Source organism: Streptomyces sp. NPDC023838, from assembly GCF_040639555.1.
Taxonomy (GTDB): Bacteria; Actinomycetota; Actinomycetes; order Streptomycetales; family Streptomycetaceae; genus Streptomyces.
Genome location: NZ_JBFAAD010000021.1, coordinates 1 through 24,073, shown reverse-complemented (window position 1 = coordinate 24,073; position 24,073 = coordinate 1). Strand labels below are relative to the sequence as shown.

The 24,073-nt window shown below is 72.3% G+C and carries 17 protein-coding genes; 9 read left to right on the top strand and 8 right to left on the bottom strand.

Annotation, left to right across the window (positions count from 1 at the left end; all coding sequences use genetic code 11):
* Positions 1–474 precede the first annotated feature (474 nt).
* Together AB0G17_RS24045 and AB0G17_RS24040 are read left to right on the top strand one after the other, a co-directional pair.
* On the top strand, positions 475–960 hold the full coding sequence (locus tag AB0G17_RS24045; RefSeq protein WP_361386390.1) for a helix-hairpin-helix domain-containing protein: 486 nt from the start codon (positions 475–477) through the stop codon (positions 958–960).
* Positions 957–3,602 carry a ComEC/Rec2 family competence protein gene (locus AB0G17_RS24040; RefSeq protein ID WP_361386387.1) on the top strand — a complete coding sequence of 882 codons (2,646 nt, stop codon included), beginning with the start codon at positions 957–959 and terminating at the stop codon, positions 3,600–3,602. The genes AB0G17_RS24045 and AB0G17_RS24040 overlap by 4 nt, the downstream gene beginning before the upstream one ends.
* Positions 3,603–4,072: 470 nt before the next feature.
* Here AB0G17_RS24040 and AB0G17_RS24035 read toward each other — a convergent pair whose 3' ends face one another.
* Positions 4,073–4,321 carry a hypothetical protein gene (locus AB0G17_RS24035; RefSeq protein WP_361386384.1) on the bottom strand — a complete coding sequence of 83 codons (249 nt, stop codon included), beginning with the start codon at positions 4,319–4,321 and terminating at the stop codon, positions 4,073–4,075.
* Between the two features lie 93 nt (positions 4,322–4,414).
* Between AB0G17_RS24035 and holA the strand changes: the two genes are divergently transcribed.
* The gene (gene holA, locus AB0G17_RS24030; RefSeq protein ID WP_361386381.1) at positions 4,415–5,401 is read left to right on the top strand and encodes a DNA polymerase III subunit delta; all 987 of its coding nucleotides are present in this window, start codon (positions 4,415–4,417) and stop codon (positions 5,399–5,401) included.
* Between the two features lie 672 nt (positions 5,402–6,073).
* On the opposite strand, the gene rpsT is transcribed toward holA, so the two are convergent.
* Positions 6,074–6,343 carry a 30S ribosomal protein S20 gene (gene rpsT / locus AB0G17_RS24025; protein ID WP_101388267.1) on the bottom strand — a complete coding sequence of 90 codons (270 nt, stop codon included), beginning with the start codon at positions 6,341–6,343 and terminating at the stop codon, positions 6,074–6,076.
* Between the two features lie 207 nt (positions 6,344–6,550).
* On the opposite strand from rpsT, the gene lepA reads away from it, so the two are divergent.
* Positions 6,551–8,416, top strand: a complete 1,866-nt coding sequence (gene lepA, locus AB0G17_RS24020; protein ID WP_361386378.1) for a translation elongation factor 4 — start codon at positions 6,551–6,553, stop codon at positions 8,414–8,416.
* Between the two features lie 214 nt (positions 8,417–8,630).
* Positions 8,631–10,517 carry a long-chain fatty acid--CoA ligase gene (locus AB0G17_RS24015; RefSeq protein WP_361386375.1) on the top strand — a complete coding sequence of 629 codons (1,887 nt, stop codon included), beginning with the start codon at positions 8,631–8,633 and terminating at the stop codon, positions 10,515–10,517.
* A 96-nt stretch (positions 10,518–10,613) separates the two neighbouring features.
* Here the strand turns inward: AB0G17_RS24015 and AB0G17_RS24010 are convergent, their stop codons facing one another.
* Both AB0G17_RS24010 and AB0G17_RS24005 read right to left on the bottom strand, forming a co-directional pair.
* Positions 10,614–11,219, bottom strand: coding sequence for a response regulator (locus tag AB0G17_RS24010; RefSeq protein ID WP_361386372.1), 606 nt, complete (start codon positions 11,217–11,219; stop codon positions 10,614–10,616).
* A 9-nt stretch (positions 11,220–11,228) separates the two neighbouring features.
* The gene (locus AB0G17_RS24005; protein ID WP_361386369.1) at positions 11,229–15,422 is read right to left on the bottom strand and encodes a HAMP domain-containing protein; all 4,194 of its coding nucleotides are present in this window, start codon (positions 15,420–15,422) and stop codon (positions 11,229–11,231) included.
* A gap of 131 nt (positions 15,423–15,553) precedes the next feature.
* On the opposite strand from AB0G17_RS24005, the gene AB0G17_RS24000 reads away from it, so the two are divergent.
* Positions 15,554–17,440 (top strand): SpoIIE family protein phosphatase, encoded by a 1,887-nt coding sequence (locus tag AB0G17_RS24000; protein ID WP_361386366.1) that lies wholly within the window; start codon positions 15,554–15,556, stop codon positions 17,438–17,440.
* Positions 17,441–17,605: 165 nt separating this feature from the next.
* Positions 17,606–18,838 (top strand): radical SAM family heme chaperone HemW, encoded by a 1,233-nt coding sequence (gene hemW / locus AB0G17_RS23995; RefSeq protein WP_361386363.1) that lies wholly within the window; start codon positions 17,606–17,608, stop codon positions 18,836–18,838.
* A 17-nt stretch (positions 18,839–18,855) separates the two neighbouring features.
* Here the strand turns inward: hemW and AB0G17_RS23990 are convergent, their stop codons facing one another.
* The 3 genes from AB0G17_RS23990 to AB0G17_RS23980 form a co-directional block, all read right to left on the bottom strand.
* Positions 18,856–19,671 (bottom strand): thioesterase family protein, encoded by an 816-nt coding sequence (locus AB0G17_RS23990; RefSeq protein ID WP_361386360.1) that lies wholly within the window; start codon positions 19,669–19,671, stop codon positions 18,856–18,858.
* Positions 19,672–19,834: 163 nt separating this feature from the next.
* Positions 19,835–20,665: a DUF3097 domain-containing protein gene (locus tag AB0G17_RS23985; RefSeq protein WP_361386357.1), complete on the bottom strand. Its 831-nt coding sequence runs from the start codon at positions 20,663–20,665 to the stop codon at positions 19,835–19,837.
* Positions 20,666–20,712: 47 nt separating this feature from the next.
* Positions 20,713–21,435 (bottom strand): MBL fold metallo-hydrolase, encoded by a 723-nt coding sequence (locus tag AB0G17_RS23980; RefSeq protein ID WP_361386355.1) that lies wholly within the window; start codon positions 21,433–21,435, stop codon positions 20,713–20,715.
* A gap of 203 nt (positions 21,436–21,638) precedes the next feature.
* On the opposite strand from AB0G17_RS23980, the gene hrcA reads away from it, so the two are divergent.
* Positions 21,639–22,655, top strand: coding sequence for a heat-inducible transcriptional repressor HrcA (gene hrcA / locus AB0G17_RS23975; protein ID WP_101388258.1), 1,017 nt, complete (start codon positions 21,639–21,641; stop codon positions 22,653–22,655).
* Positions 22,656–23,792, top strand: a complete 1,137-nt coding sequence (dnaJ, locus tag AB0G17_RS23970; protein WP_361386351.1) for a molecular chaperone DnaJ — start codon at positions 22,656–22,658, stop codon at positions 23,790–23,792. It begins immediately after the preceding gene.
* 48 nt (positions 23,793–23,840) lie between these two features.
* Here dnaJ and AB0G17_RS23965 read toward each other — a convergent pair.
* The coding region (locus tag AB0G17_RS23965) for a hypothetical protein (RefSeq protein ID WP_361386348.1) at positions 23,841–24,073 on the bottom strand (233 nt) is incomplete at its 5' end.

Below are 24,073 nucleotides of genomic sequence, written 5' to 3'. Positions count from 1 at the left end.
TCGACAGATCCGCGCCCGTCGATTGAGCCGCCCGCGCTGACAGATCCGCCCGCGCTGGGCCCGCCTTCGGCGGCACCGCCCGGGCGCCTGTTCCGCGATCCGATCCCTGATGCCGACCCTGGCTTCGCCCGCGGTGTTGACCTTGCCCCAGCGCCGAGGTCGTCAACTGTGGCCGCTGGGGCTGGGTTTCCAGGTGTACGGGAGCGGGCCTGGGCGGCGCTGCGGGAGCGGCTGCCCGTGTGGGTGCAGGCGCGGTGCGGGCTCACGCCGAGGAGTCTGGCCGCGCTGAGCGTGGTGCTGATTGTGGCGGTGGGGTTCGCCGTGCAGCACTTCTGGGCGGGGCGGCCCGAGCCCGTGCGCGCCCCGGAGAGGGTGACGGCACCGGCGCCCCCGGTGCGGGCGGTCAGCCCCGGGCCGAGTCCTGGTCCCAACCCTGGTCCAAACCCTGGTCCGAGCCCTGGTCAGAGCCCGGTCATGGCGAACGGGGTGGGCGGGGCGCCCGGGGCTTCTCCGAGCGGGGGCATCGTGGTCGACGTCAGCGGCAAGGTGCGGCGACCGGGGATTCACCGGCTGCCGCCGGGGTCCCGGGTCGCGGACGCGCTGGCTGCGGCGGGCGGGGCGCGGGACGGGGTGGACCTCACCGGGCTCAACCGGGCGCGGGTGCTCATGGACGGCGAGCAGGTGGTCGTGGGCGTCCCCGGCGCGGTGCCGGGCGGGGCCGCGCCGATGGCCGGCGGCGGGAGCGCCGGGGCGGGCGCGGCGGCGGGGACGCCGGTCAGTCTGAGCTCCGCCACGGTGGATCAGCTGGACGCACTGCCGGGGGTGGGGCCCGTGCTCGCCCAGCACATCGTCGACTACCGCGCCCAGCACGGCGGTTTCCGGTCCGTCGACGAGTTGCGGGAGGTCAATGGGATCGGTGACCGCCGGTTCGAAGACCTCCGCCCCCTGGTGCGGCCATGAACCGCCCCGTGGTCCACGCCGCGTCCGGCAGCGCGCTCGGTGCCGCGAACCCCCACCAGGAGGGCCCGCCGGACTTCCGCCTGGTCCCACCCGCAATCGGTGCCTGGGCTGCTGCCGCAGTGGCGCTCAACGCTCCTGTGGGGTGGGTGGTTTGGGGGACCGTGGCGTTCCTGGTGGTGGCGGGGGTGTTGCTGGGGCCGTCGATTCGGCACTGGGGGAGCGGCGTTCGGCCCGGCCGTGCCGGACGCGGCAACGGCCTTGCTGGTGCCGGGGCTGGTGCCGGGGCTGGTGCCGGGGCCGGGGCTGGGCCCGGTCGTGCCGCAGGTGGCGGCGTCCTTGCCGGGGCCAGAGCCAGGCCCGGTACCGCATTGCCCGCGCCCCCGGATCATCGAGCCGGGCCCTGGTGGGCCAACCGGGTCGCCGTCGCCGCTGTACTTTTGTGCGCGGCCGCCGGAGCCACCGCGAGCGCGCTGCACGTGGCGGAGGCGCGGCAGGGACCGGTTCCCGGCCTCGCGCGGCAATACGCGCACGCCGAGGTCGAGTTGACCCTGGCCTCCGACCCGAGGCCGGTCCGCGCCGCGCGGGCGGCGTGGGGCGGGGGGTCGGTGGTGATCCAGGCGGTGGTCACCCGGCTCGGCGGAACGGGTGGCGGCGGCAGCCGGGTGCGGACGCCGGTTCTGGTGATCGCCCCCGAATCGTGGCAGCGGCTGCTGCCCTCGACACGGCTGCGGGTGTCCGCCCGGCTCGCGCCACCGAGACCGGATGACACATGGTCGGCCGCCGTGGTGCGGGTGCCCGCCCGGGCGGCGCCGCAGGTCGTGGGCGAGCCAACCGCCCTGCAGCGTACGGCGGGTGGGCTGCGGGCCGGGTTGCGGAAAGCGACCGACGGGCTGAGCCCGGACGCCCGGGCGCTGCTGCCGGGGCTGGTCGTCGGGGACACCTCACGGGTCACGCCCGAGCTGCGGGACGCCTTCGAGGCGACCGACCTCACGCATCTGATGGCCGTCTCGGGCAGCAACCTGGTGATCGTCCTCGTGCTGCTGATCGGACCGCCCGGCCGGGCCTCGCTGGCCGAGCGGGGCGGTCTGGCTCCGCGCATCGGCATCTCGCTGCGGATGACGGCGCTGCTCGGCGGGGTGCTCACGGTCGCGTTCGTGGTGGTGTGCCGGCCGGAGCCGAGCGTGCTGCGCGCGGCGGCCTGCGGGCTCGTCACGCTGCTCGCCGTCGCCACGGGCCGCCGCAGATCGCTGATCCCGGCGCTGGCCGCCGCCGTCCTGGTCCTGGTGCTGTACGCACCGGAGCTGGCGGGGAGTTACGGGTTCCTCCTCTCCGTCCTGGCCACGGGGGCGCTGCTCACGATCGCCCCGGGGTGGAGCGAGGCGCTGCGGCGGCGCGGCGTGCCGGGCAGGCTCGCGGAGGTGCTGGCGGCGGCGGGTGCGGCGCAGGCGGTGTGCGCGCCGGTGGTGGCGGTGTTCGCGGCCCGGGTGAGCCTGGTGGCCGTCCCGTGCAACCTGCTGGCGGAGCTGGCGGTGGGCCCGGCCACGGTGCTGGGGTTCGCGACTCTGGCGGTGGCGCCGGTCGCGATGCCGGTCGCGGAGTCGCTGGCCCGGTGTGCGGGGTGGCCGACGGGGTGGATCGCGGACATCGCCCGGACCGGGGCGGCGCTGCCGGGGGCGCAGTCGGGGTGGCCGGGCGGGTGGGGCGGCGGAGCCCTGCTCGCCGGGGTCACTGTGGGCGCGGTGTTCCTGGCCAGACGGCTGCCCCGCCATCCATGGGTTGCCGCCGGGTGTGCGGTGCTCCTGCTGCTCGCCGTGGTGCGGCCCGCGCCGCTGACCAGGATCATCACCGGCTGGCCGCCGCCGGGCTGGGCGTTCGCGATGTGCGACGTCGGGCAGGGGGACGCCACGGTGCTGGCGGCGGGTGAGGGGACGGCGGTGGTGGTCGACACGGGGCCCGACCCCGTTCCGGCCGACCGGTGCCTCAGGGCGCTGGGGGTCAGCAGGATTCCGCTGCTCCTGCTCACCCACTTCCATGCCGACCATGTGGCCGGACTGGCGGGGGTGCTGCGGGGCCGGGCCGTCGGGGTGATCGAGACGACGACGTTCGAAGAACCGCCGGAACAGGCCCGGTTCGTGCGGAGGACCGCCGCGCGGGCGGGGGTGCCGGTCGTCCCGGTGGAGCCGGGGGAGCGGCGTGCGGTGGGCGGCCTCTCCTGGCAGGCGCTGTGGCCGCTGCCTCCGCCGACGGTCACGCCGGACGGGCCGAACGACGCGAGTGTCACCCTGCTCGTCCGGACCGGAGGGCTGACCTTGCTGCTCCCCGGGGACCTCGAACCACCCGCCCAGCAGGCCCTGTTGCGGGCGCACCCCGAGCTGCCGCCGGTGGACGTCCTCAAGGTCGCCCACCATGGCTCGGCGCACCAGGACCCGGCTCTGCTGCGCGCGATCCGCCCCCGACTGGCGCTGATCTCGGCGGGGAGGGGCAACCCGTACGGCCACCCGGCGGCCACCACAGTGGCCCTGCTCGCGGGGTTCGGGGCGCGGGTGCTGCGTACGGACACGGACGGCGCGATCGCGGTGACCGGGAGGGGGAGCGGGGCGGAGGGCGGGTTGACGGCGGTGCCGCTGGGGCGTGGGCCATGAGGGCGGGCGCTGACGGGTGCGGGCGGGTGCGGCGGGGCCGGGCCGCGTGGAGGGGGCGGTGGGCGCGAACCGGCATGGCGCGCGGCCCCCTCTCGGAGGGATCCGGTGGTCGCCCAGGGCATCGCACCGGCGTCGCCCGTGGCAGTCCGCAGACCATGCTGGCGCGGGGGATCGCGGAGATCGGGTCGTCGATCTCCATCGACATGGACATCCAGGTCGTGCCCAAGGTCCTGCCGAACGAGGTGCCCATGGCGGGATGATCCCGCCCTGGATCAGGCTCTGCCCGGTCGCCGTGCCGCGCCGCGCCGTCCCGCGCCGTGCCGCGCCGCGCTGTGCCGCGCTGTGCCGCGCTGTGCCGTGTCGTCCCGCGCCGTGCCGTCCCGCTCCCGCGCTCAGCCGCGCCCCCCTCGGCCTCGGCCACGGCCCGGCCCCGGCCCCGGCTCGGCCCCGGTCCGGCCCGCGCCGCCCGTCTATGGTGCCTCCAGCCAGCCCTCGTACTCCTCGGCGAGGTCGTTCAGTGCCGCCGGGTCGAGGCGGTGGTCCGGGTCCTCGATCACGACCAGCCACTGGGCGTCCTCGGCGTCGTCCTCGCCGGCCAGGGCGTCGCGTACGAGCTGGGGTTCGTGGGCCACGCCGAAGCGGGCGGGGAGTTCCTCGGCCACCTCGTCGGCGGCGTCGCGGTCGGGCAGCACGAGTACGTGTCGGGTCACATCGCTCACCTGGACATTCTCCGGTACGGGGAGGGGTGAGGGGGAACGGCCGCCGTCGGGTGTGCCCGGGGCTGTCAGTGGGGCGTGGGATGCTGGACGGCGATGGCCACCAGGAAGAATTCCACCGACGATCCGCTCGCTCCTCTCACGCTCGCCGTGGGCCAGGAGGACCTGCTCCTCGACCGCGCCGTGCAGCAGGTGGTGGCGGCCGCACGGGCCGCCGACGCCGACACCGATGTGCGCGACCTCGCCTCCGACCAGCTGCAGCCCGGCACGCTGGCCGAGTTGACGAGTCCTTCGCTGTTCGCCGAGCGCAAGGTCGTGGTCGTACGGAACGCGCAGGATCTGTCGGCGGACACGATCAAGGATGTGAAGGCGTATCTCGATGCGCCTGCCGAGGAGATCACGCTCGTGCTGCTGCACGCGGGCGGCGCCAAGGGCAAGGGGCTGCTCGACGCGGCGCGCAAGGCGGGGGCGCGGGAGGTGGCGTGTCCCAAGACGACGAAGCCGGCGGAGCGGCTGACGTTCGTGCGGTCGGAGTTCCGGGGGCTGGGGCGTTCGGCCACGCCCGAGGCGTGCCAGGCGCTGGTCGACTCGATCGGCAGCGATCTGCGGGAGCTGGCCTCGGCGGTGTCGCAGCTGTGCGCGGACGTGGCGGGGACGATCGACGAGGCGGTCGTCGGGCGCTACTACACCGGGCGGGCGGAGGCGTCGAGCTTCACGGTCGCGGACCGGGCGGTGGAGGGCCGGGCTGCGGAGGCGCTGGAGGCGCTGCGGTGGTCGCTGTCGACCGGGGTGGCGCCGGTGATGATCACGAGTGCGCTGGCTCAGGGGGTGCGGGCGATCGGGAAGCTGTCGTCGGCCCGGGGCGGGCGGCCCGCCGATCTCGCGCGGGAGCTGGGGATGCCGCCGTGGAAGATCGACCGGGTGCGGCAGCAGATGCGGGGGTGGACGCCGGATGGGGTCGCTTTCGCCCTGCGGGCGGTGGCTGAGGCGGATGCGGGGGTGAAGGGCGGGGGGGACGATCCGGAGTACGCCCTGGAGAAGGCGGTGGTCGCGGTGGCTCGGGCGGCTCGGGCTCGGCGGTGAGCCCCGCGTCGGCGGTGAGTTCGCCTCGGCGGTGAGCCCCTCCCCGCCCCTTCCCTAAACCCTCCGGGGGTGGGTGGGGGTGGAGGTGGTTTCCCGGGGGCTCCGCCCCCGGACCCCCTCGCGGGGCCTGCGGCCCCTGCACCCCGCTTCAGGGCTCCGCCCCCGCCCCCCGTTCGTCTGCGGGCCGCTCTTGGCTGGTCGCGCAGTTCCCCGCGCCCCTTAAACCAACGGGGCTCCGCCCCTGGCCCCCGTTCGTCTGCGGCCCGGCGGGAGCTGGTCGCGCAGTTCCCCGCGCCCCCCTAAAGCGGGGCCTGCGGCCCCCCCGCGCCCCCCCAACACAAAACCCCGCCCCCGCCCAGCCGGACGGAAACGGGGTCTCGCGCAAACTGATCAAGCTGTTCAAGCTGTTCAACCGATCAAGTTGCTCAATCGATCAAGCGGTTCAATCGATCAAGCGGTTCAACCGATCGATCTGTTCAGCTGATCAAGCTGTTCGCCGCACCCGCGTGGCGAACGCAGGCCGCGTGCGGCGGTGGTGCAGGTACCGGGGAGGGAGCGGATGAGAGGGCCCGCTGGGTCCCTTCCGGTGGTCTATCAAGTGGTCAGCCACGAGGCGACTGGCCAGGCCGGCCAGGTGAGCGGCCCGGGGGCCGGTCACATGGGCAGGCGGGCTCAGGCAGCCTTGAGGGCGGCAACCTTGGTGGCCAGCGCCGACTTCTTGTTGGCGGCGGCGTTCTTGTGGATGACACCCTTGCTGACGGCCTTGTCCAGCTTCTTGGAGGCGGTGCGGACAGCCGTGTCGGCCGCCTCGACGTCGCCGGCCAGGACAGCCTCGCGGGCCTTGCGGATCGCGGTCTTGACCTCGGACTTGACGGCCTTGTTACGCAGGCGCGCCTTCTCGTTGGTCTTGTTCCGCTTGATCTGGGACTTGATGTTCGCCACGAAAGAGCCTTTTCAGGTTCGATGTATCAGATGGTTGTGACACTCGCCGCTGAGAGGGCAGACGAGGCACAGCTGCCCAGGTTACCAGCCGTCCACCTGGCGGCCCAAACCGAGCGCAGTCCCGTTCCCATGGGACGATGGGGGCTACGTATCGATCCGACATCGCCCGAGACGAGACGCCCGGCGTCTCAAGAATCAGGACCCTGCGTGCCCGCGACTCCTCCCCACGTGCCCGAGCCGAGCCGTACCGACCCGGCTCTGATCCGCAATTTCTGCATCATCGCGCACATCGACCACGGCAAGTCCACGCTTGCCGACCGGATGCTCCAGCTGACCGGTGTGGTCGAGCAGCGGCAGATGCGCGCTCAGTACCTCGACCGCATGGACATCGAGCGTGAGCGCGGCATCACGATCAAGAGTCAGGCCGTGCGGCTGCCCTGGGCTCCCACCGAGGGACCCGACGAAGGCCGCACGCACATCCTGAACATGATCGACACCCCGGGGCACGTGGACTTCACGTACGAGGTGTCGCGGTCGCTCGCCGCCTGTGAGGGGACCGTCCTCCTCGTCGACGCCGCTCAGGGCATCGAGGCGCAGACCCTCGCCAACCTCTACCTGGCGATGGAGAACGATCTCACCATCGTTCCCGTGCTCAACAAGATCGACCTTCCCGCCGCCCAGCCGGAGAAGTTCGCCGAGGAGCTGGCCAACCTCATCGGGTGCCAGCCCGAGGACGTACTGAAGGTCTCCGCCAAGACCGGTGTCGGCGTGGACGCGCTGCTCAACCGCGTGGTGCGCGACGTGCCCGCGCCCGTCGGCGTGGCCGATGCCCCCGCCCGCGCGATGATCTTCGACTCGGTCTACGACTCGTACCGGGGCGTCGTCACGTACGTCCGTGTCGTCGACGGTCAGCTCAACAAGCGTGAGCGGATCCGGATGATGTCCACCGGCGCCACCCACGAGCTCCTGGAGATCGGGACCAACTCGCCGGAGATGCTGCCCGCCGACGGGCTGGGCGTCGGTGAGGTGGGATACCTCATCACCGGTGTGAAGGACGTGCGGCAGTCCAAGGTCGGTGACACCATCACCTCCCTGCACCAGGGCGCCACCGAGGCGCTCGGCGGGTACAAGGACCCGAAGCCGATGGTCTTCTCGGGTCTGTATCCGCTGGACGGGTCGGACTACCCGGACCTGCGCGAGGCCCTCGACAAGCTGCAGCTGAACGACGCCGCGCTGGTGTACGAGCCGGAGACCTCGGCCGCGCTGGGCTTCGGTTTCCGCGTCGGCTTCCTCGGGCTGCTCCACCTCGACGTGATCCGTGAGCGCCTTGAGCGCGAGTTCGGGCTCGACCTCATCGCCACCGCGCCGAACGTGGTCTACCGGGTCGTCCTGGAGGACGGCAAGGAAGTCACCGTCACCAATCCGAGTGAGTTCCCCGAGGGGAAGATCTCGGACGTGTACGAGCCGGTCGTGCGCGCCACGATCCTCGCGCCCAGCGAGTTCATCGGCTCGATCATGGAGCTCTGCCAGACCCGTCGCGGCACCCTGCTCGGCATGGACTACCTCTCCGAGGACCGTGTCGAGATCCGCTACACGCTGCCGCTGGCCGAGATCGTCTTCGACTTCTTCGACCAGCTGAAGTCCAAGACCCGGGGCTACGCCTCGCTCGACTACGAGCCCACCGGCGAGCAGTCCGCCAGCCTCGTCAAGGTCGACATCCTGCTCCACGGCGACAAGGTCGACGCGTTCTCGGCCGTCACCCACAAGGACGCGGCGTACGCGTACGGTGTACGGCTCGTCGCCAAGCTGCGCGAGCTCATCCCCCGGCAGGCCTTCGAGGTGCCCATCCAGGCCGCGATCGGCTCCCGGGTGATCGCCCGCGAGACCATCCGCGCCATCCGCAAGGACGTCCTCGCCAAGTGTTACGGCGGTGACATCTCCCGTAAGCGGAAGCTGCTGGAGAAGCAGAAGGAGGGCAAGAAGCGGATGAAGATGGTCGGTTCCGTGGAGGTTCCGCAGGAGGCCTTCATCGCGGTGCTGTCCAGCGACGAGTCTGCGAGCAAGAAGAAGTGACTGGCGAGTAGCCCGCGCCACGACGGACCCCCGCTCTTCGGAGTGGGGGTCCGTTCGTTGGGTCTGTTCCTTGGGTCCGTTCGTTATGAAACCCGCTTCCACTGCCCCTTACGCGCCGGGCGGGAGCGCTCTACTCTGATCACGGCCCGATGGTTACTCGCCAGTTAAACAAGAAGCAGCCGCAGCCCTGCCGCAGGCCAGCCCGGAGGACGTCGTGAGCGACACACAGACCTTGATCGAGAACCGCCCACCGTCCGTGGCGGCCCTCTTCGTCCAGCGCGTGGAGGCCACTCCTGACCTGGAGGCCTATCGCCATCCGGTCCCGGCCGCCGACGGCCAGGGTCCGGACGAGTGGAAGTCGCTGAGCTGGGGGCAGGCCGCCGAGCGGGTCTACGCGATCGCGGCCGGGCTCGCCGATCTGGGCGTGACCTCCGAGCAGCGCGTGGCGCTCTCCTCCTCCACCCGCGTCGAGTGGATCCTCGCGGACCTCGGCGTGATGTGCGCGGGCGGCGCGACCACCACCATCTACCCGCAGACCAACGCAGAGGAGTCGGCGTACATCCTGAGCGACTCCCAGAGCCGGGTGCTCTTCGCGGAGAACGCGGCGCAGCTGGCCAAGGCGCGCGAGCGCCGCCCGGAGCTGCCGGAGCTCAAGCACGTGGTGGTCTTCGACGCGGCGGGCGCCGAGCCCGTGGAGAGCGACCCCGAGGGCTGGGTGCTCACCCTCGCCGAGCTGGAGGCGCGCGGCGCCGCGTATCTGGAGAAGAACCCGGACGCGGTCAAGGAGCGGATCGCGGCGATCACCTCCACCCAGCTGGCCACGCTGATCTACACCTCCGGGACGACCGGCCGCCCCAAGGGCGTGCGTCTGCCGCAGGACAACTGGTCGTACATGGCCAAGGCCATCGCCGCGACCGGGCTGATCAGCAGCGACGACGTGCAGTACCTGTGGCTGCCGCTCGCGCACGTCTTCGGCAAGGTGCTGACGTCCGGGCAGATCGAGGTCGGCCACGTCACGGCCGTCGACGGCCGGGTCGACAAGATCATCGAGAATCTGCCGGTGGTCCAGCCGACCTACATGGCCTCCGTGCCCCGCATCTTCGAGAAGGTCTACAACGGGGTCGCCGCCAAGGCGCGGGAGGCCGGCGGCGCCAAGTACAAGATCTTCCAGTGGGCGGCCGAGGTCGCCCGGGAGTACGCCAAGGTCACCCAGGACAACTTCCGGCGCACCGGCCGGGCGAGCGCCCCCTTCGGCCTCGCCGCCAAGCACAAGGTCGCGGACGCGCTGGTGTACGCGAAGATCCGTGACGCGTTCGGCGGGCGGCTGCGCGCCGCTGTCTCGGGCTCGGCCGCGCTCGCGCCCGAGATCGGCTTCTTCTTCTCCGGCGCCGGGATCCACATCCTGGAGGGGTACGGGCTCACCGAGACCAGCGCCGCCTCCTTCGTGAACCCGGGCGAGGCCTACCGCACGGGCACGGTCGGCAAGCCGCTGCCCGGCCTGGAGGTGCGCATCGCCGACGACGGCGAGATCCTGCTGCGCGGCCCCGGCATCATGGAGGGCTACCACAACCTGCCCGAGAAGACCGCCGAGGTGCTGGAGTCGGACGGCTGGTTCCACACCGGCGACATCGGCGAGCTCTCGCCCGACGGCTATCTGCGGATCACCGACCGCAAGAAGGACCTGATCAAGACGTCGGGCGGCAAGTACATCGCGCCGGCCGAGGTCGAGGGCCAGTTCAAGGCGGTGTGCCCGTTCGTCTCCAACATCCTGGTGCTCGGCGCCGACCGGAACTTCTGCACCGCGCTGATCGCGCTCGACGAGCCCGCGATCCTGGGCTGGGCGAAGGACCACGGGGTCACCGGGTCGTATGCCGAAGTGGTCGCCAACCAGGAGACGGTGGCGCTCATCGAGGGCTATGTGAAGCGCCTCAACGAGGGCCTGCAGCGCTGGCAGACCATCAAGCAGTTCCGGCTGCTGCCGCGTGACCTCGACGTGGAGCACGGCGAACTGACGCCGAGCCTCAAGCTGAAGCGCCCGGTGGTGGAGCGCGAGTACAAGGCGCTGATCGAGGACATGTACTCGGGGTCGCGGGAGGCGTAGCGGGTACGGGAAGCGGGGCGTGGTCGAGATCGGCCGCGCGCCGGTACGGGATGCGGGGCGCGGCTGAGGGCTGCCGCGCGCCGGTACGGGGCGTGCTCAGCCCCGTCCCCGTCTCATCTCCCGGATGATCTCCTCCAGGGACGTCAGCTGGTCGCGCAGGTCGCCCGCCCCGGCGGGGTTCCCGCGCGCCAGCTCGTTCTCGATCGCCGCCAGCCGTCGGGCGATCTCGCCGAGCTGCTTCTGCTCGCGCGCGAGCAGCCGCTCCAGCTGGCGGTTCTTGCGGTGCAGCTCCAGGAACACCGTGACCTTGGCCCGCAGCACCCAGGGGTCGAACGGCTTGGTGAGGAAGTCCGCCGCCCCCGTGGCGTACCCCCGGAACGCATAGCCGCTGTCGCCCTCCGTGCCGGTCAGGAAGATGATCGGCACGTTCTTCGTCTGGTCGAGCCGTTTGATGTTGGTCGCGGTCTCGAAGCCGTCCATGCCCGGCATGCCCACGTCGAGCAGCACCACCGCGAACGTCTGTCGCAGCAGCGCCTTCATCGCCTCCTCGCCCGAACGCGCCCGTACCAGGGGCTCGTTGAGCGGTCCGAGGACGGCCTCCAGGGCGACCAGGTTGTCCTCCATGTCGTCGACCAGGAGGATGCTCGCCCGCTCGTCCGTCCGCTCGCTCTCCCGGTAGCCGGGTGATCCCGCTGTCCTCATCGTGTCGCCTCACGTGGTCGGCGGAGCCGTGGCGGGCTCCCCGGGGCCGCTCGACTGCTTCGGTACGGAGACGCTCCCCGGAGGCACGCTCTTCGGGGGCCCGCTCTCCGGAGGCACGCTCTCCGGGAGCCCGCCGCCCTCGCCGTCCGGGTCGAGCAGGCCGCAGACGACGGTGAGCAGCCGGTCCACGTCGACGGGCTTGGGCACGTACTCGTTGGCGCCCTGGGCGATCGACTTCTCGCGGTCGCCGGGCATCGCCTTCGCGGTGAGGGCGACGATGGGCAGCTCCGTCCACAGGGGGCTGCGTCGGATGGCCTCGATCGTCTCGTACCCGTCCATCTCGGGCATCATGATGTCCATCAGCACCAGCTCGACGTCCGGGTTGCGCTCCAGGGTCTCGATGCCCTCGCGGCCGTTCTCCGCGTACAGCACGGGCATCCCGACCCGGCCGAGCACATGGGTGAGCGCGAAGACGTTGCGGATGTCGTCGTCGACGATCAGTACCCGCCGCCCCGGCAGCACCTGGCCCGCCCGGCCCTCCTTCCACTGCTCCAGCCTGGTGGTGGTCGGCCAGGCGTCGTCCTGGTCGGGCAGCAGCACGTGCTCGGCGGCGACCGGCCCGGCCGCCTCGACGGTGAGCTCCGGGGGCTGGTCGGGCTCGCCCGTCACATGGCCGGGGTAGCGCACCGGCACGTACAGGGTGAAGGTGGAGCCGTTGCCCGGCTCGCTCTCGGCGATGATCCGGCCGCCGAGCAGGCCCGCGATCTCGCGGCTGATGGAGAGGCCGAGGCCGGTGCCGCCGTACTTGCGGTTGGTCGTGCCGTCGGCCTGCTGGAACGCCTCGAAGATCACCGGGAGTTTCTCCGGCGCGATGCCGATGCCCGTGTCGGTGACCGCGAAGGCGATCAGGTCGTCCGTGCCGCCCAGCACCCCGTTGTCCGGGTCCTTGATCCGGTTGACGCGGAGCTCGACGCGGCCGGAGGAGGTGAACTTGATCGCGTTGGAGAGGAGGTTGCGCAGGATCTGCTGGAGCCGCTGCTCGTCCGAGTACATCTCGCGCGGCACGTCCTCGCCCACCGCGACCTCGAAGGCGAGGCCCCGGTCGAGGGTGATGGGGCGGAAGGTGGCGTGGACGTAGTCGAGCACCTTGATGAGCGGCAGCTTCTTGGGCCGTACGTCCATCCGGCCGGCCTCGATCTTCGACAGGTCCAGAATGTCGTTGATCAGCTGGAGCAGGTCGGAGCCGGAGCGGTGGATCGTGGCGGCGAACTGGACCTCCTGGTCGGAGAGGCGGTCGTCCGGGTTGTCGGAGAGCAGCCGGGCCAGGATGAGCAGCGAGTTGAGCGGGGTGCGCAGCTCGTGCGACATGTTCGCCAGGAACTCCGACTTGTACTGGGAGCTGGTCGCGAGCAGCGCCGCCTTCTCCTCCAGCTCGGCGTTGGAGCGCTGCAGCTCGGCCTGCTGGCGCTGGAGTTCGTCCGAGCGCTCCTGGAGCTGGATGGCGAGTCGCTGGGACTCGCTGAGCAGCGATTCCGTACGGGAGTTGGCGATGATGGTGTTGATGGCGACGCCGATGGTGTTCACGAACTGGTCGAAGAAGGCCAGGTGGACGTCGGAGAAGCGGGAGAAGGAGGCCAGTTCGATCACGCCGAGGAGCTTGTCCTCGAAGAGGATCGGGATGATCACGACACTGGCCGGGGACGCCTCGCCCAGACCCGAGTTGATCTTGATGTAGTCCGGCGGCGCCTCTTCGAGCAGGATCCGCTTCTTCTCCAGGGCCGCCTGGCGCACCAGCCCGTGGCCCGGCATGCCGGTGGTGTCGACGGTCGCGCCCTGCGCCGAGCCGTATCCCGCGATGAAGGCGAGCCCCTTGGTCGTCGACGTCGTACGGGACGGGGTGCCCTCGTTGTCCGGGTCGGCCAGGAAGAACGCGCCGTACTGGGCGTTCACCAGCGGGGTCAGCTCGCGCAGGATCAGGTCCGCGACCTCCATCAGATCGCGGTGGCCCTGCATCAGGCCCGCGAGCCGGGCCAGATTGGACTCCAGCCAGTCCTTGGCGCGGGTCGTCTCGCGCAGGTTGGACACCATCAGGTTGATGTTGTCCTTCAGCTCGGAGACCTCGCCCCGGGTCTCCACGGTGATCGAGCGGGACATGTCGCCCTGGGCGACCGCCGAGGCCACCTCGGCGATCGCGCGGACCTGGGTGGTGAGGTTGAGGGCGAGTTCGTTGACGTTGGTGGTCAGGCGCTTCCACGTGCCGTACACGCCCTCGACCCGGGCCTGGCCGCCCAGCTGGCCCTCGGAGCCGACCTCGCGGGCGACCCGAGTGACCTCGGAGGAGAACGAGGAGAGCGTGTCGACCATGGTGTTGATGGTGGTCTTCAGCTCCAGGATCTCGCCGCGCGCGTCCACGTCGATCTTCTTGGAGAGGTCGCCCTGGGCCACCGCCGTCGCCACCTGGGCGATGTTGCGGACCTGCGAAGTCAGGTTGTCGGCCATGTAGTTGACGTTGTCGGTGAGGTCCTTCCAGACCCCGGAGACGCCGAGGACCTGGGCGCGGCCGCCGAGCCGCCCGTCCGTGCCGACCTCGCGGGCGACCCGGGTCACCTCGTCCGCGAAGGCGCGCAGCTGCTCCACCATCGTGTTGACGGTGTCCTTGAGCTCCATGATCTCGCCGCGCGCGTCGACGGTGATCTTCTTGGAGAGGTCGCCGTTCGCGACGGCCGTCGTCACCTGGGCGATGTTGCGGACCTGCGAAGTGAGGTTCGACGCCATGAAGTTGACGTTGTCCGTCAGGTCCTTCCAGACCCCGGAGACGCCCCGCACCTGCGCCTGGCCGCCGAGGTTGCCTTCCGTCCCGACCTCGCGGGCGACCCTGGTGACCTCGTCGGCGAAGGCGGAGAGCTGGTCGACCATGGTGTTGATGGTGCTCTTCAGCTCCAGGATCTCGCCCTTGGCCTCGACCGTGATCTTCTTGCCGAGGTCGCCCTGGGCCACCGCCGTCGAGACGAGCGCGATGTTGCGGACCTGGGAGGTGAGGTTGTCGGCCATGAAGTTGACGTTCTCGGTGAGGTCCTTCCAGACCCCGGAGACCCCCCGGACCTGGGCCCGCCCGCCCAGATTCCCCTCGGTTCCCACCTCGCGGGCGACCCGGGTGACCTCGTCGGCGAAGGCGGAGAGCTGGTCGACCATGGTGTTGATGGTCGACTTGAGCTCCAGGATCTCGCCCTGGGCGTCGACGGTGATCTTCTGCGAGAGGTCGCCGTTGGCGACGGCCGTCGTCACCTGGGCGATGTTGCGGACCTGCGAAGTGAGGTTCGACGCCATGAAGTTGACGTTGTCGGTGAGGTCCTTCCAGACCCCCGAGACGCCCCGGACCTGGGCACGGCCGCCCAGTCGGCCCTCGGTGCCGACCTCGCGGGCGACCCGGGTCACCTCGTCCGCGAAGGCGGAGAGCTGGTCGACCATCGTGTTCACGGTGAGCTTCAGTTCGAGCAGCTCGCCGGTCGCCTCGACCGTCACCGTACGGGTCAGATCGCCCCGGGCCACCGCCGTGGTCACCGCGGCGATGTCGCGGACCTGGGCGGTCAGCCGGGAGGCCATGGTGTTGACGGCCTCGGTCACGTCCCGCCAACTGCCGCTCAGCCGCTGCACCTTGGCGCGACCGCCCAGCCGCCCCTCGGTGCCGACCTCGCGGGCGACCCGGGTCACCTCGCCGGTGAAGAGGGAGAGCTGGTCCACCATCTTGTTGACGGCCCGGCCGAGCCGGCGCAGATCGCCGCGCAACTGGCGGTTCCCGTCGTGGAGATCGACCCGCTGGGTCAGATCGCCGCCCGCCACCGCGTCCAGCACGCGCGTCGCGTTCGCCGCCGGTACGACCAGGGCGTCGATCAGCGTGTTCGCGCTCGCCACCCCCGCCGTCCAGGCGCCCTGTCCTGGGCTCGCGGAGAGCCGCTCGTCCAGGCGTCCGTGCCGCACGACCTCGCGGCGCACCCGCAGCAGCTCGTCCGTGAAGTGCTGGTTGCGCACGGCCACTTGATTGAAGATCGCCGCCAGCTCGGCGGGCATGCCCTCGTGGGTCTCCTGCAGCCGTACGCCGAAGTCGCCGTCGCGCAGCGCGGTCATCGCGGCCAGCAACGGGCGCAACTCCAGCGCGCGGATCCACTCCCCGTCCCCGGGCGGCACGGCACTGTCTCTGTTCATCTCGGCCCACTTCAGTGACTCGGCGCTTATGGGCCCGCTCAGTCTGTCACTCTGTCGGTGTCATGAGGTGCGCAATGTGAGAACCGATCGGGAGCCGCACCGTGGGGTCCATTCCAACGCAGCGGGAGAGCGTGAACCGCCCGCTCCGCCCGGCGCCTTCCCCGGACGCGCCGGAGCGCGGGACCGGGTCCGCCGCCCGCACCAGTCTGCCCGGCAACCCGCTCGCGCCGTCCGCCGCCCGCCGCTTCGTGCGGGCCGCGCTCGCCGACTGGACGGCGCAGGGGGCGCCCGGCGCCGCGCGGCTCGACGACCGGGCCGCCGACGACGCGGCGACACTCGTCAACGAGCTGGTCACCAACGCCGTGGTGCACGCCGGCACCACCGTCGAGCTGGTCTGCCGCCTGGAGCCGGCCGCCGGGGACGAGCCGGCCGCGGTGGTGATCGAGGTCTCCGACCACCACCCCTCCCGGGTCGTACGCAACGAGCCGCGCGGGGTGCGCGAGCCGGGCGCGCCGGAGTACGGGCGGGGCCTGCACCTGGTGGCCGCGCTCGCCGAGTGCTGGGGGATCACCTACCGCACCGGCCTGAAGACGGTGTGGGCGCGGCTGCTCCTCGACGTGGAGGACGCCTCCCGCGTCGAGGGGGACCCGGACGCCGACGAGCGGCTCCAGCGCGGCCTGCGCGCCGCCGGGATACTGGCCACCCCGCCGCGCGGCGCCCCCTTGGGGCAGGACCGCGACTGGGTGAACCGGGGCGCCCTCTCCTTCCTGGCGGAGGCCTCCGACCTGCTGGCGGGCCAGTTCGACGAGGACATGATCGCGGCGCTCGCCGGGCAGCTCCTGGTGCCCCGGCTCTGCGACTGGTGCGCGATCTGGCTCGACCCGGAGGCCGGCGGCCCGGCCGGAGAGCCCCGGCTCGCCCGGGTGTGGCACGCCCGCGAGTCCGGGATCGAGGAGCTGCGGGCGGTCCTGGAGAAGGAGCCGCCCCGGCTGCCGGAGTCGGCGCGCGGCGGCCCGGTCCCGATGCCGTGGCCGGGCCCGCGGGACGGCGACGGGGCGGCGCTCGCGTACCGGATGGTGGCGGGCGGCCGGGCCGTCGGCGTGCTGATGCTGGGGCGGGCCGGGATGGCACGCATCCCCGACGAGGTCACCGGTCTGGTCGAGGACTTCGTACGCAGGGTGGCGCTGGCGATCGGCGCCGCCCGCCAGTACACCCGCCAGGTCACCATCAGCCGGGTGCTCCAGCGCGGACTGCTGCCCGCGAGCGTGGCGGAGATCCCCGGCGTCGACAGCGCGCTGGTCTACCAGCCCAGCGGCGAGGGGGTGGCGGGCGGCGACTTCTACGACCTGTTCCCCGGCGCCGACGGCCGCTGGTGCTTCGCGCTCGGCGACGTCCAGGGCAGCGGCCCCGAGGCGGCGGTCGTCACCGGTCTGGTCCGGCCCTGGCTGCGGCTGCTCGCCCGCGAGGGGTACGCGGTGCACGACGTGCTCGACCGCCTCAACAAGCTGCTCGTCGACGACGGGGTCGAGGCGGCGGAGGCGGCCGCCCGGATGGTCGCGGCGGCGGGCGGCCGCGAGGTGACCGAGGGCCCGCAGGCACGCTTCCTCTCCCTCCTCTACGGCGAGCTGGTGCCGGTCCCGCAGGAGCAGGGCGGCGGCGTCCTGTGCACCCTGGCCAGCGCCGGGCACCCGCTGCCGCTGCTGCTGCGGCCCGATGGATCGGTGCGGGCGGCGGCGGTGCCGCAGGTACTGATCGGCGTGGTGGAGGGCGCGGCGTACGAGAGCGAGAGCTTCCGGCTGTTGCCCGGGGACACCCTGCTGTGCGTCACGGACGGGGTGACCGAGCGCCGCTCCGGGCGGCATATGTTCGACGACGGCGACGGGCTCGCGGCGGTGCTCGCGGGGTGCGTGGGGATGACGGCGACGGGCGTCGCGGCGAGCGTCAAACGGGCGGTGTACGCGTTCGGGACGACGCCGCCGGAGGACGACCTGGCGCTGCTGGTGCTCCAGGCGCGGTGACCTCGGGCGGTCGGCGGGGCCCCGGGGGGCGGGTCGCGGGGCGCTCGCACGCCGGCGTGGGCGTGCGGGTCGGCGGGACCCGGGGGGCGTGGGTCGCGGGGGGCTCGGGGGCGTCGGCGCGGGCGTGCGGTGAGGGGGCGCTCCCCGGTGGCGGACAATGGGGTCATGCCTTCCGTACTGCCCGATGGTGAGCCCATGCCCGAGGACGGGGCGCTGCCCGGTTCCGCCCTGGAGGGCGCGGGGGAGCGGCCGCTCGGCTTCTACCTGCACGTTCCCTACTGCGCCACGCGCTGCGGGTACTGCGACTTCAACACGTACACCGCCACCGAGCTGCGCGGCTCCGGCGGCGTCCTGGCGTCCCGCGACAACTACGCCTCCACGCTGACCGACGAGATCCGCCTCGCCCGGAAGGTGCTCGGGGACGACCCCCGCCCGGTCCGTACGGTCTTCGTCGGCGGCGGCACCCCGACGCTGCTCCCGGCGGCCGACCTGGTGCGCATGCTGGCCGCCGTACGCGACGAATTCGGCCTGGCGGACGACGCCGAGGTGACGACGGAGGCGAACCCGGAGTCGGTGGACCGGGCCTATCTGGAGGAGCTGCGCGCCGGGGGCTTCAACCGGGTCTCCTTCGGCATGCAGAGCGCCAAGCAGCACGTCCTGAAGATCCTGGACCGCACGCACACGCCGGGCAGGCCCGAGGCGTGTGTCGCGGAGGCGCGGGCGGCGGGCTTCGACCACGTCAACCTGGACTTGATCTACGGGACGCCCGGGGAGACGGACGAGGACTGGCGGGAGTCGCTGGCTGCGGCGGTGGGGGCGGGCCCGGACCACATCTCCGCGTACGCACTGATCGTCGAGGAGGGCACCCAGCTGGCGCGCCGGATCCGCCGGGGCGAGGTCCCGATGACGGACGACGACGTCCACGCGGACCGCTATCTGATCGCGGACTCGGTGCTGGCGGCGGCGGGCTTCCACTGGTACGAGGTGTCCAACTGGGCCACCACGGAGGCGGGCCGCTGCCTCCACAACGAGCTGTACTGGCGGGGCGCGGACTGGTGGGGCGCGGGGCCCGGGGCGCACAGCCACGTCGGGGGCGTGCGGTGGTGGAACGTGAAGCACCCCGGGGTGTACGCGGCGGCGCTGGCGGACGGGCGCACGCCGGGGGCGGGCCGTGAGGTGCTCGCTCCCGAGGACCGCAGGGTCGAACGCATCCTCCTGGAGCTCCGCCTCCGCGACGGCTGCGCCCTGTCCCTGCTGCGCCCCGCGGGCCTGGCGGCGTCCCGCCGCGCCCTGGCGGACGGCCTGCTGGAGCCGGGTCCGTACGACGAGGGGCAGGCGGTGCTGACGCTGCGGGGCAGGCTGCTGGCGGACGGGGTCGTCCGGGACCTGGTGGACTGAGCCGCGGGCCTCCTGCTTCAGCCACCGGCCAGCGGGCGGACCGTGAGGATCTGTTCGGCGTGGCCGACGGGTCCGCGCAGGTCGTGCAGGACGGTGCTGGTGAGCCCCTGTCCGGACGGGCCGAAGGAGACGGTGGTGTCCAGCCCCGTCCACGGCCCTTCCGGCTGCCGGTGCAGATGGATCGTCAGGTCGAGGTTCGGGAACATCCACGCGGTGGGGTCCTGCTGGACGGCGATGCCGTTCGCGGTGTCCACGCGCGCGATGTACGAGGCGAGGGCGCTGCTCGGCTCGCCCGCGACCAGGTCGTGGGGCGAGGACATCCAGGCCGCGGTGCGCCCCTTGCGGGCCGGAGGCACCCGGCGGACGTCGAGGGACGAGACGTACCCTCCGCTCCACTGTTCGTCCATCGCCCAGGCGGTGAGCTCCTCGGGGGCGGGGAGCCGCTCGTGGGGGCTGTCGGCGACGGCCGAGGTGTCGAGCGACGCCAGCAGCCAGGCGCGGGCGCGGACGACGGGGCGGCCGGCGATGGTCACGGTCGCTTCGAGCAGCTCGATGGTCCGGCCGGGCCGCACGGTCTCGACGGTGATCTCGCACTCGTCCAGCGCGATCCGGCCGAGGATGTCGTAGCTGATCCGCGCGAGGACGAGACGCCCCGGCCGCGCCGCGAGGTGCCGCTCGACGGCGTGCACGACGAGCCCCGCGAGCGGGGCGAAGTGCTGCTCGTCGGCGTTCCAGGCGCCGCCCGCGTGGGCGGTGGGCTTGTAGGAGCACGCGCCCGTCCGCTCGTAGTAGCTCTCGCGGCAGCTCTCGCGCGCGGCGACACCTGGGGTCACGGGATCCGTCTCCTTGAGCGGGGCAGCGGGTGCGGGTTCTGCATCCGGGGTGCGGGGGCGTAGCCCCGCTGGGGGTGCAAGGGCCGAAGCCCCCGCTGGGGGGGCCGGGGGCGCAGCCCCGGGAAAACCCCCTTCCCCTCGCCCACCCCCGCCCCCGGGGGGTTCAGGGAAGGGGCGGGGTGGGGCCCGCGACCGGGGCCGTCACGAAGTCGATCAGCTCCTCCACCCGGCCCAGCAGCTCCGGCTCCAGATCCCGGTAGGAGCGGACCCGGGACAGGATCCGCTGCCACGCCGCCCCCGTGTTGGGCGGCCACCCGAGCGCCCGGCACACCCCCGTCTTCCAGTCCTCGCCCCGCCGCACCACCGGCCACCCGGCAATCCCCACCGACGCCGGCTTCACCGCCTCCCACACGTCGATGTACGGATGCCCCGCCACCAGCACGTGCTCGCCCGTGACCGCCGCCGCGATCCGGGACTCCTTGGAGCCGGGCACCAGGTGGTCGACCAGGACGCCCAGGCGCGCGTCGGGGCCGGGTGCGAAGTCCGCGACGATCGCGGGGAGGTCGTCGATGCCCGAGAGGTACTCGACGACGACCCCCTCGATCCGCAGGTCGTCGCCCCACACCTTCTCCACCAGCTCCGCGTCGTGGCGGCCCTCGACGTAGATGCGCCCCGCGCGTGCGACCCGCGCCCGTGCCCCCGGCACCGCCACGGAGCCCGAGGCCGTGCGCGCCGGGCGCGAAGGCGTGGGCGCCGGCGGGCGTACCAGCGTGACCACCTTCCCCTCCAGCAGGAAGCCCCGCGCCTCCAGCGGGAACACACGCTGTTTGCCGAAGCGGTCCTCCAGCGTCACCGTCCCCGCCTCACAGCGGAGCACCGCCCCGCAGAACCCCGTCGTCACCTCCTCGACGACCAGGTCGAGCTCGGCGGGCACCTCGGGGGCCGGGGTCCCCTTCTTCCAGGGCGGGGTCAGGTCCGGGCTGTAGCTGCGCATTCAGATGAGAATACGGGCGGCCCATGTGCCCATATGGGTGTACGCCATTACGACACGCCGAATTCCGCCGCGAGTTGGGCCCGCTGCGCCCGTACGAACGCCGCGTCCACCACCGCCCCGTGCCCCGGCACGTACACCGCGTCCTCGCCGCCGAGATCGAGCAGCCGGTCGAGCGCGGCGGGCCAGCGGGTGCGGACCGCGTCCGGGCCCGCCTGCGGCTCGCCGGACTCCTCGACCAGGTCGCCGCAGAAGACGATCTCGGGGGAGGACGAGGTGGCCGGGACCAGGAGCGCCAGGTCGTGGCCCGTGTGGCCGGGGCCCACGTTCGCCAGCAGCACCTGCCGCCCGCCCAGCTCCAGCGTCCACTCGCCCGTCACGAAGTGGTGCGGGCGCACCAGCAGGTCCGCCGCCTCGGCGGCCTGCTCGGCCGGCACCCCGTGCGTGACGGCGTCGGTCCGCAGCGCGTCGCCGTCCAGGATCCGGTCGATGCCCACCGCCCCGTACACCTCCGCCCCCGAGAACGCGGCCGTGCCGAGCACGTGGTCGAAGTGCGGATGGCTGAGTGCGATGTGCGTCACCCGGCGACCCAGCAGCGCCTGCGCCTGGGCGCGCAGCTCGGCGCCCTCGCGCAGGGTGGAGCCCGTGTCGTACAGCAGGACGGCGTCCTCGCCGGCGACCAGGCCGGCCGTGGCGTCCCACCCCGGGAGCCTGCGGCGGCCCACGCCGTCGCCGAGCCGCTCCCAGCCGAACTCTTCCCATCTGACGTCCATGCCGTGACGCTATCCCGGGCGGTCGGGGACGGCGCCCGGCCGCGCCGCCGCACCGCGCCGCTCCACCGCGCGGCGAGCGTCACGGGCGGCCGCCCTTGCTAGGGGTGTACCGGTCGGCCGTACACTGGCCGGGGGATTGCTGGCACTCGAACGCACAGAGTGCCAGGCAGAGCGCCTAGGGACGACAGCTGGAGGTGTGCGCGGTGCTCAGTGAACGCAGACTTGAGGTCCTGCGCGCCATCGTCCAGGACTACGTCGGGACCGAGGAGCCGGTGGGCTCGAAGGCCCTGACCGAGCGCCACGCGCTGGGTGTCTCCCCGGCGACCGTGCGCAACGACATGGCGGTGCTGGAGGAGGAAGGGTTCATCGCCCAGCCCCACACCAGCGCCGGGCGCATTCCCACGGACAAGGGCTACCGGCTGTTCGTCGACCGGCTCGCGGGCGTCAAGCCGCTGTCGTCGCCGGAGCGGCGGGCCATCCAGAACTTCCTGGACGGGGCCGTCGACCTCGACGACGTCGTGGCGCGCACCGTGCGGCTGCTCGCGCAGCTGACGCGGCAGGTCGCGGTCGTGCAGTACCCGTCGCTGACGCGGTCCACCGTGCGGCACGTGGAGCTGCTGTCGCTGGCCCCGGCCAGGCTGATGCTGGTGCTCATCACGGACACCGGGCGGGTCGAGCAGCGCCTGGTGGACTGCCCGGCGCCGTTCGGCGAGACCTCGCTGGCGGACCTGCGGGCCCGGCTCAACAGCCGGGTGGTGGGGCGCCGCTTCGCGGACGTCCCGCAGCTGGTGCAGGACCTGCCGGAGTCCTTCGAGCCGGAAGACCGAGGAACCGTTTCGACGGTGCTCGCCACCCTGCTCGAAACCCTGGTCGAGGAGACCGAGGAGCGGCTGATGATCGGCGGCACCGCCAATCTCACCCGCTTCGGACACGACTTCCCCCTGACCATCAGGCCGGTGCTGGAGGCGCTGGAGGAGCAAGTGGTGCTCCTCAAGCTGCTCGGCGAGGCCAAGGAATCGGGCATGACCGTACGAATCGGGCATGAGAACGCCCATGAAGGGCTGAACTCCACGTCCGTCGTCTCGGTCGGCTACGGTTCGGGCGGCGAAGCCGTCGCAAAACTCGGCGTGGTCGGACCGACCCGCATGGATTACCCCGGAACGATGGGAGCGGTACGCGCAGTGGCACGTTACGTCGGACAGATCCTGGCGGAGTCGTAAGTGGCCACGGACTACTACGCCGTACTGGGCGTACGCCGCGACGCATCGCAGGACGAGATCAAGAAGGCGTTCCGGCGCCTGGCGCGTGAACTCCACCCGGACGTGAATCCGGACCCGAAGACGCAGGAGCGCTTCAAGGAGATCAACGCCGCCTACGAAGTCCTCTCGGACCCGCAGAAGAAGCAGGTCTACGACCTCGGCGGCGACCCCCTGTCGTCCTCCGGCGGCGGTGGCGCGGGCGGCTTCGGCGCGGGCGGCTTCGGGAACTTCTCGGACATCATGGACGCGTTCTTCGGCAACGCGGCGCAGCGCGGCCCGCGCTCGCGCACCCGCCGGGGCCAGGACGCCATGATCCGCCTGGAGATCGACCTCAACGAGGCGGCCTTCGGTACGACCAAGGAGATCCAGGTCGACACGGCGGTCGTCTGTACGACCTGCTCCGGCGAGGGCGCCGCCCCCGGCACCTCGGCGCAGACGTGTGACATGTGCCGCGGCCGTGGCGAGGTCTCCCAGGTGACCCGCTCCTTCCTCGGCCAGGTCATGACCTCCCGCCCCTGCCCTCAGTGCCAGGGCTTCGGGACCGTCGTGCCCACCCCGTGCCCGGAGTGCGCCGGCGACGGCCGCATCCGCTCGCGCCGCACGCTCACGGTGAAGATCCCGGCCGGTGTCGACAACGGCACCCGGATCCAGCTCGCGGGCGAGGGCGAGGTCGGCCCCGGCGGCGGCCCCGCCGGTGATCTGTACGTGGAGATCCACGAGCTCAACCACGATGTCTTCCAGCGCCGTGGCGACGATCTGCACTGCACGGTGACCCTCCCCATGACGGCGGCCTCGCTCGGCACCAAGGTGCCGCTGCAGACGCTGGACGGCATGGAGGAGGTGGACATCCGCCCGGGCACGCAGTCGGGCCAGTCCATCCCGCTGCACGGGCGCGGTGTGACGCATCTGCGCGGCGGCGGCCGGGGCGACCTGATCGTCCACGTCGAGGTCACCACCCCGACCAAGCTGGACCCGCAGCAGGAGGACCTGCTCCGCCAGCTGGCCAAGCTGCGCGGCGAGGAACGCCCCCTGGGCCAGTTCCAGCCGGGGCAGCAGGGGTTGTTCTCCCGTCTGAAGGACGCGTTCAACGGCCGCTGACGGACGGCTCGGCCGGGGGGCCGGGGGTTGTCCCCCGGGTGGGCACAGTCAGCCGGGGCAGCAGGGGTTGTTTTCCCGTTTGAAGGACGCGTTCAACGGCCGCTGACGGTTTGGCCCGGTCTTTGTGTGCGGGCCGGTGGTGGGCTGAGCGCGCAGTTCCCCGCGCCCCTGGGTAGTTAGGGGCGCGGGGAACTGACACACGATGTGCTGCACATCGGCAGCTGCTTCGTGCGCTTCGGGGTGTTCGAGCGGATCGACGGCGCGCGGGAACGTCGGCGGTT

Excerpts from the sequence above, each read along its gene's own strand:
- AB0G17_RS24005 (WP_361386369.1), bottom strand. The coding sequence starts at position 15,422 with ATGAACAGAGACAGTGCCGTGCCGCCCGGGGACGGGGAGTGGATCCGC.
- AB0G17_RS23980 (WP_361386355.1), bottom strand. The coding sequence starts at position 21,435 with ATGGACGTCAGATGGGAAGAGTTCGGCTGGGAGCGGCTCGGCGACGGC.
- AB0G17_RS24040 (WP_361386387.1), top strand. The coding sequence starts at position 957 with ATGAACCGCCCCGTGGTCCACGCCGCGTCCGGCAGCGCGCTCGGTGCC.
- AB0G17_RS24010 (WP_361386372.1), bottom strand. The coding sequence starts at position 11,219 with ATGAGGACAGCGGGATCACCCGGCTACCGGGAGAGCGAGCGGACGGAC.
- AB0G17_RS24045 (WP_361386390.1), top strand. The coding sequence starts at position 475 with ATGGCGAACGGGGTGGGCGGGGCGCCCGGGGCTTCTCCGAGCGGGGGC.
- holA (WP_361386381.1), top strand. The coding sequence starts at position 4,415 with ATGGCCACCAGGAAGAATTCCACCGACGATCCGCTCGCTCCTCTCACG.
- hemW (WP_361386363.1), top strand. The coding sequence starts at position 17,606 with ATGCCTTCCGTACTGCCCGATGGTGAGCCCATGCCCGAGGACGGGGCG.
- AB0G17_RS23985 (WP_361386357.1), bottom strand. The coding sequence starts at position 20,665 with ATGCGCAGCTACAGCCCGGACCTGACCCCGCCCTGGAAGAAGGGGACC.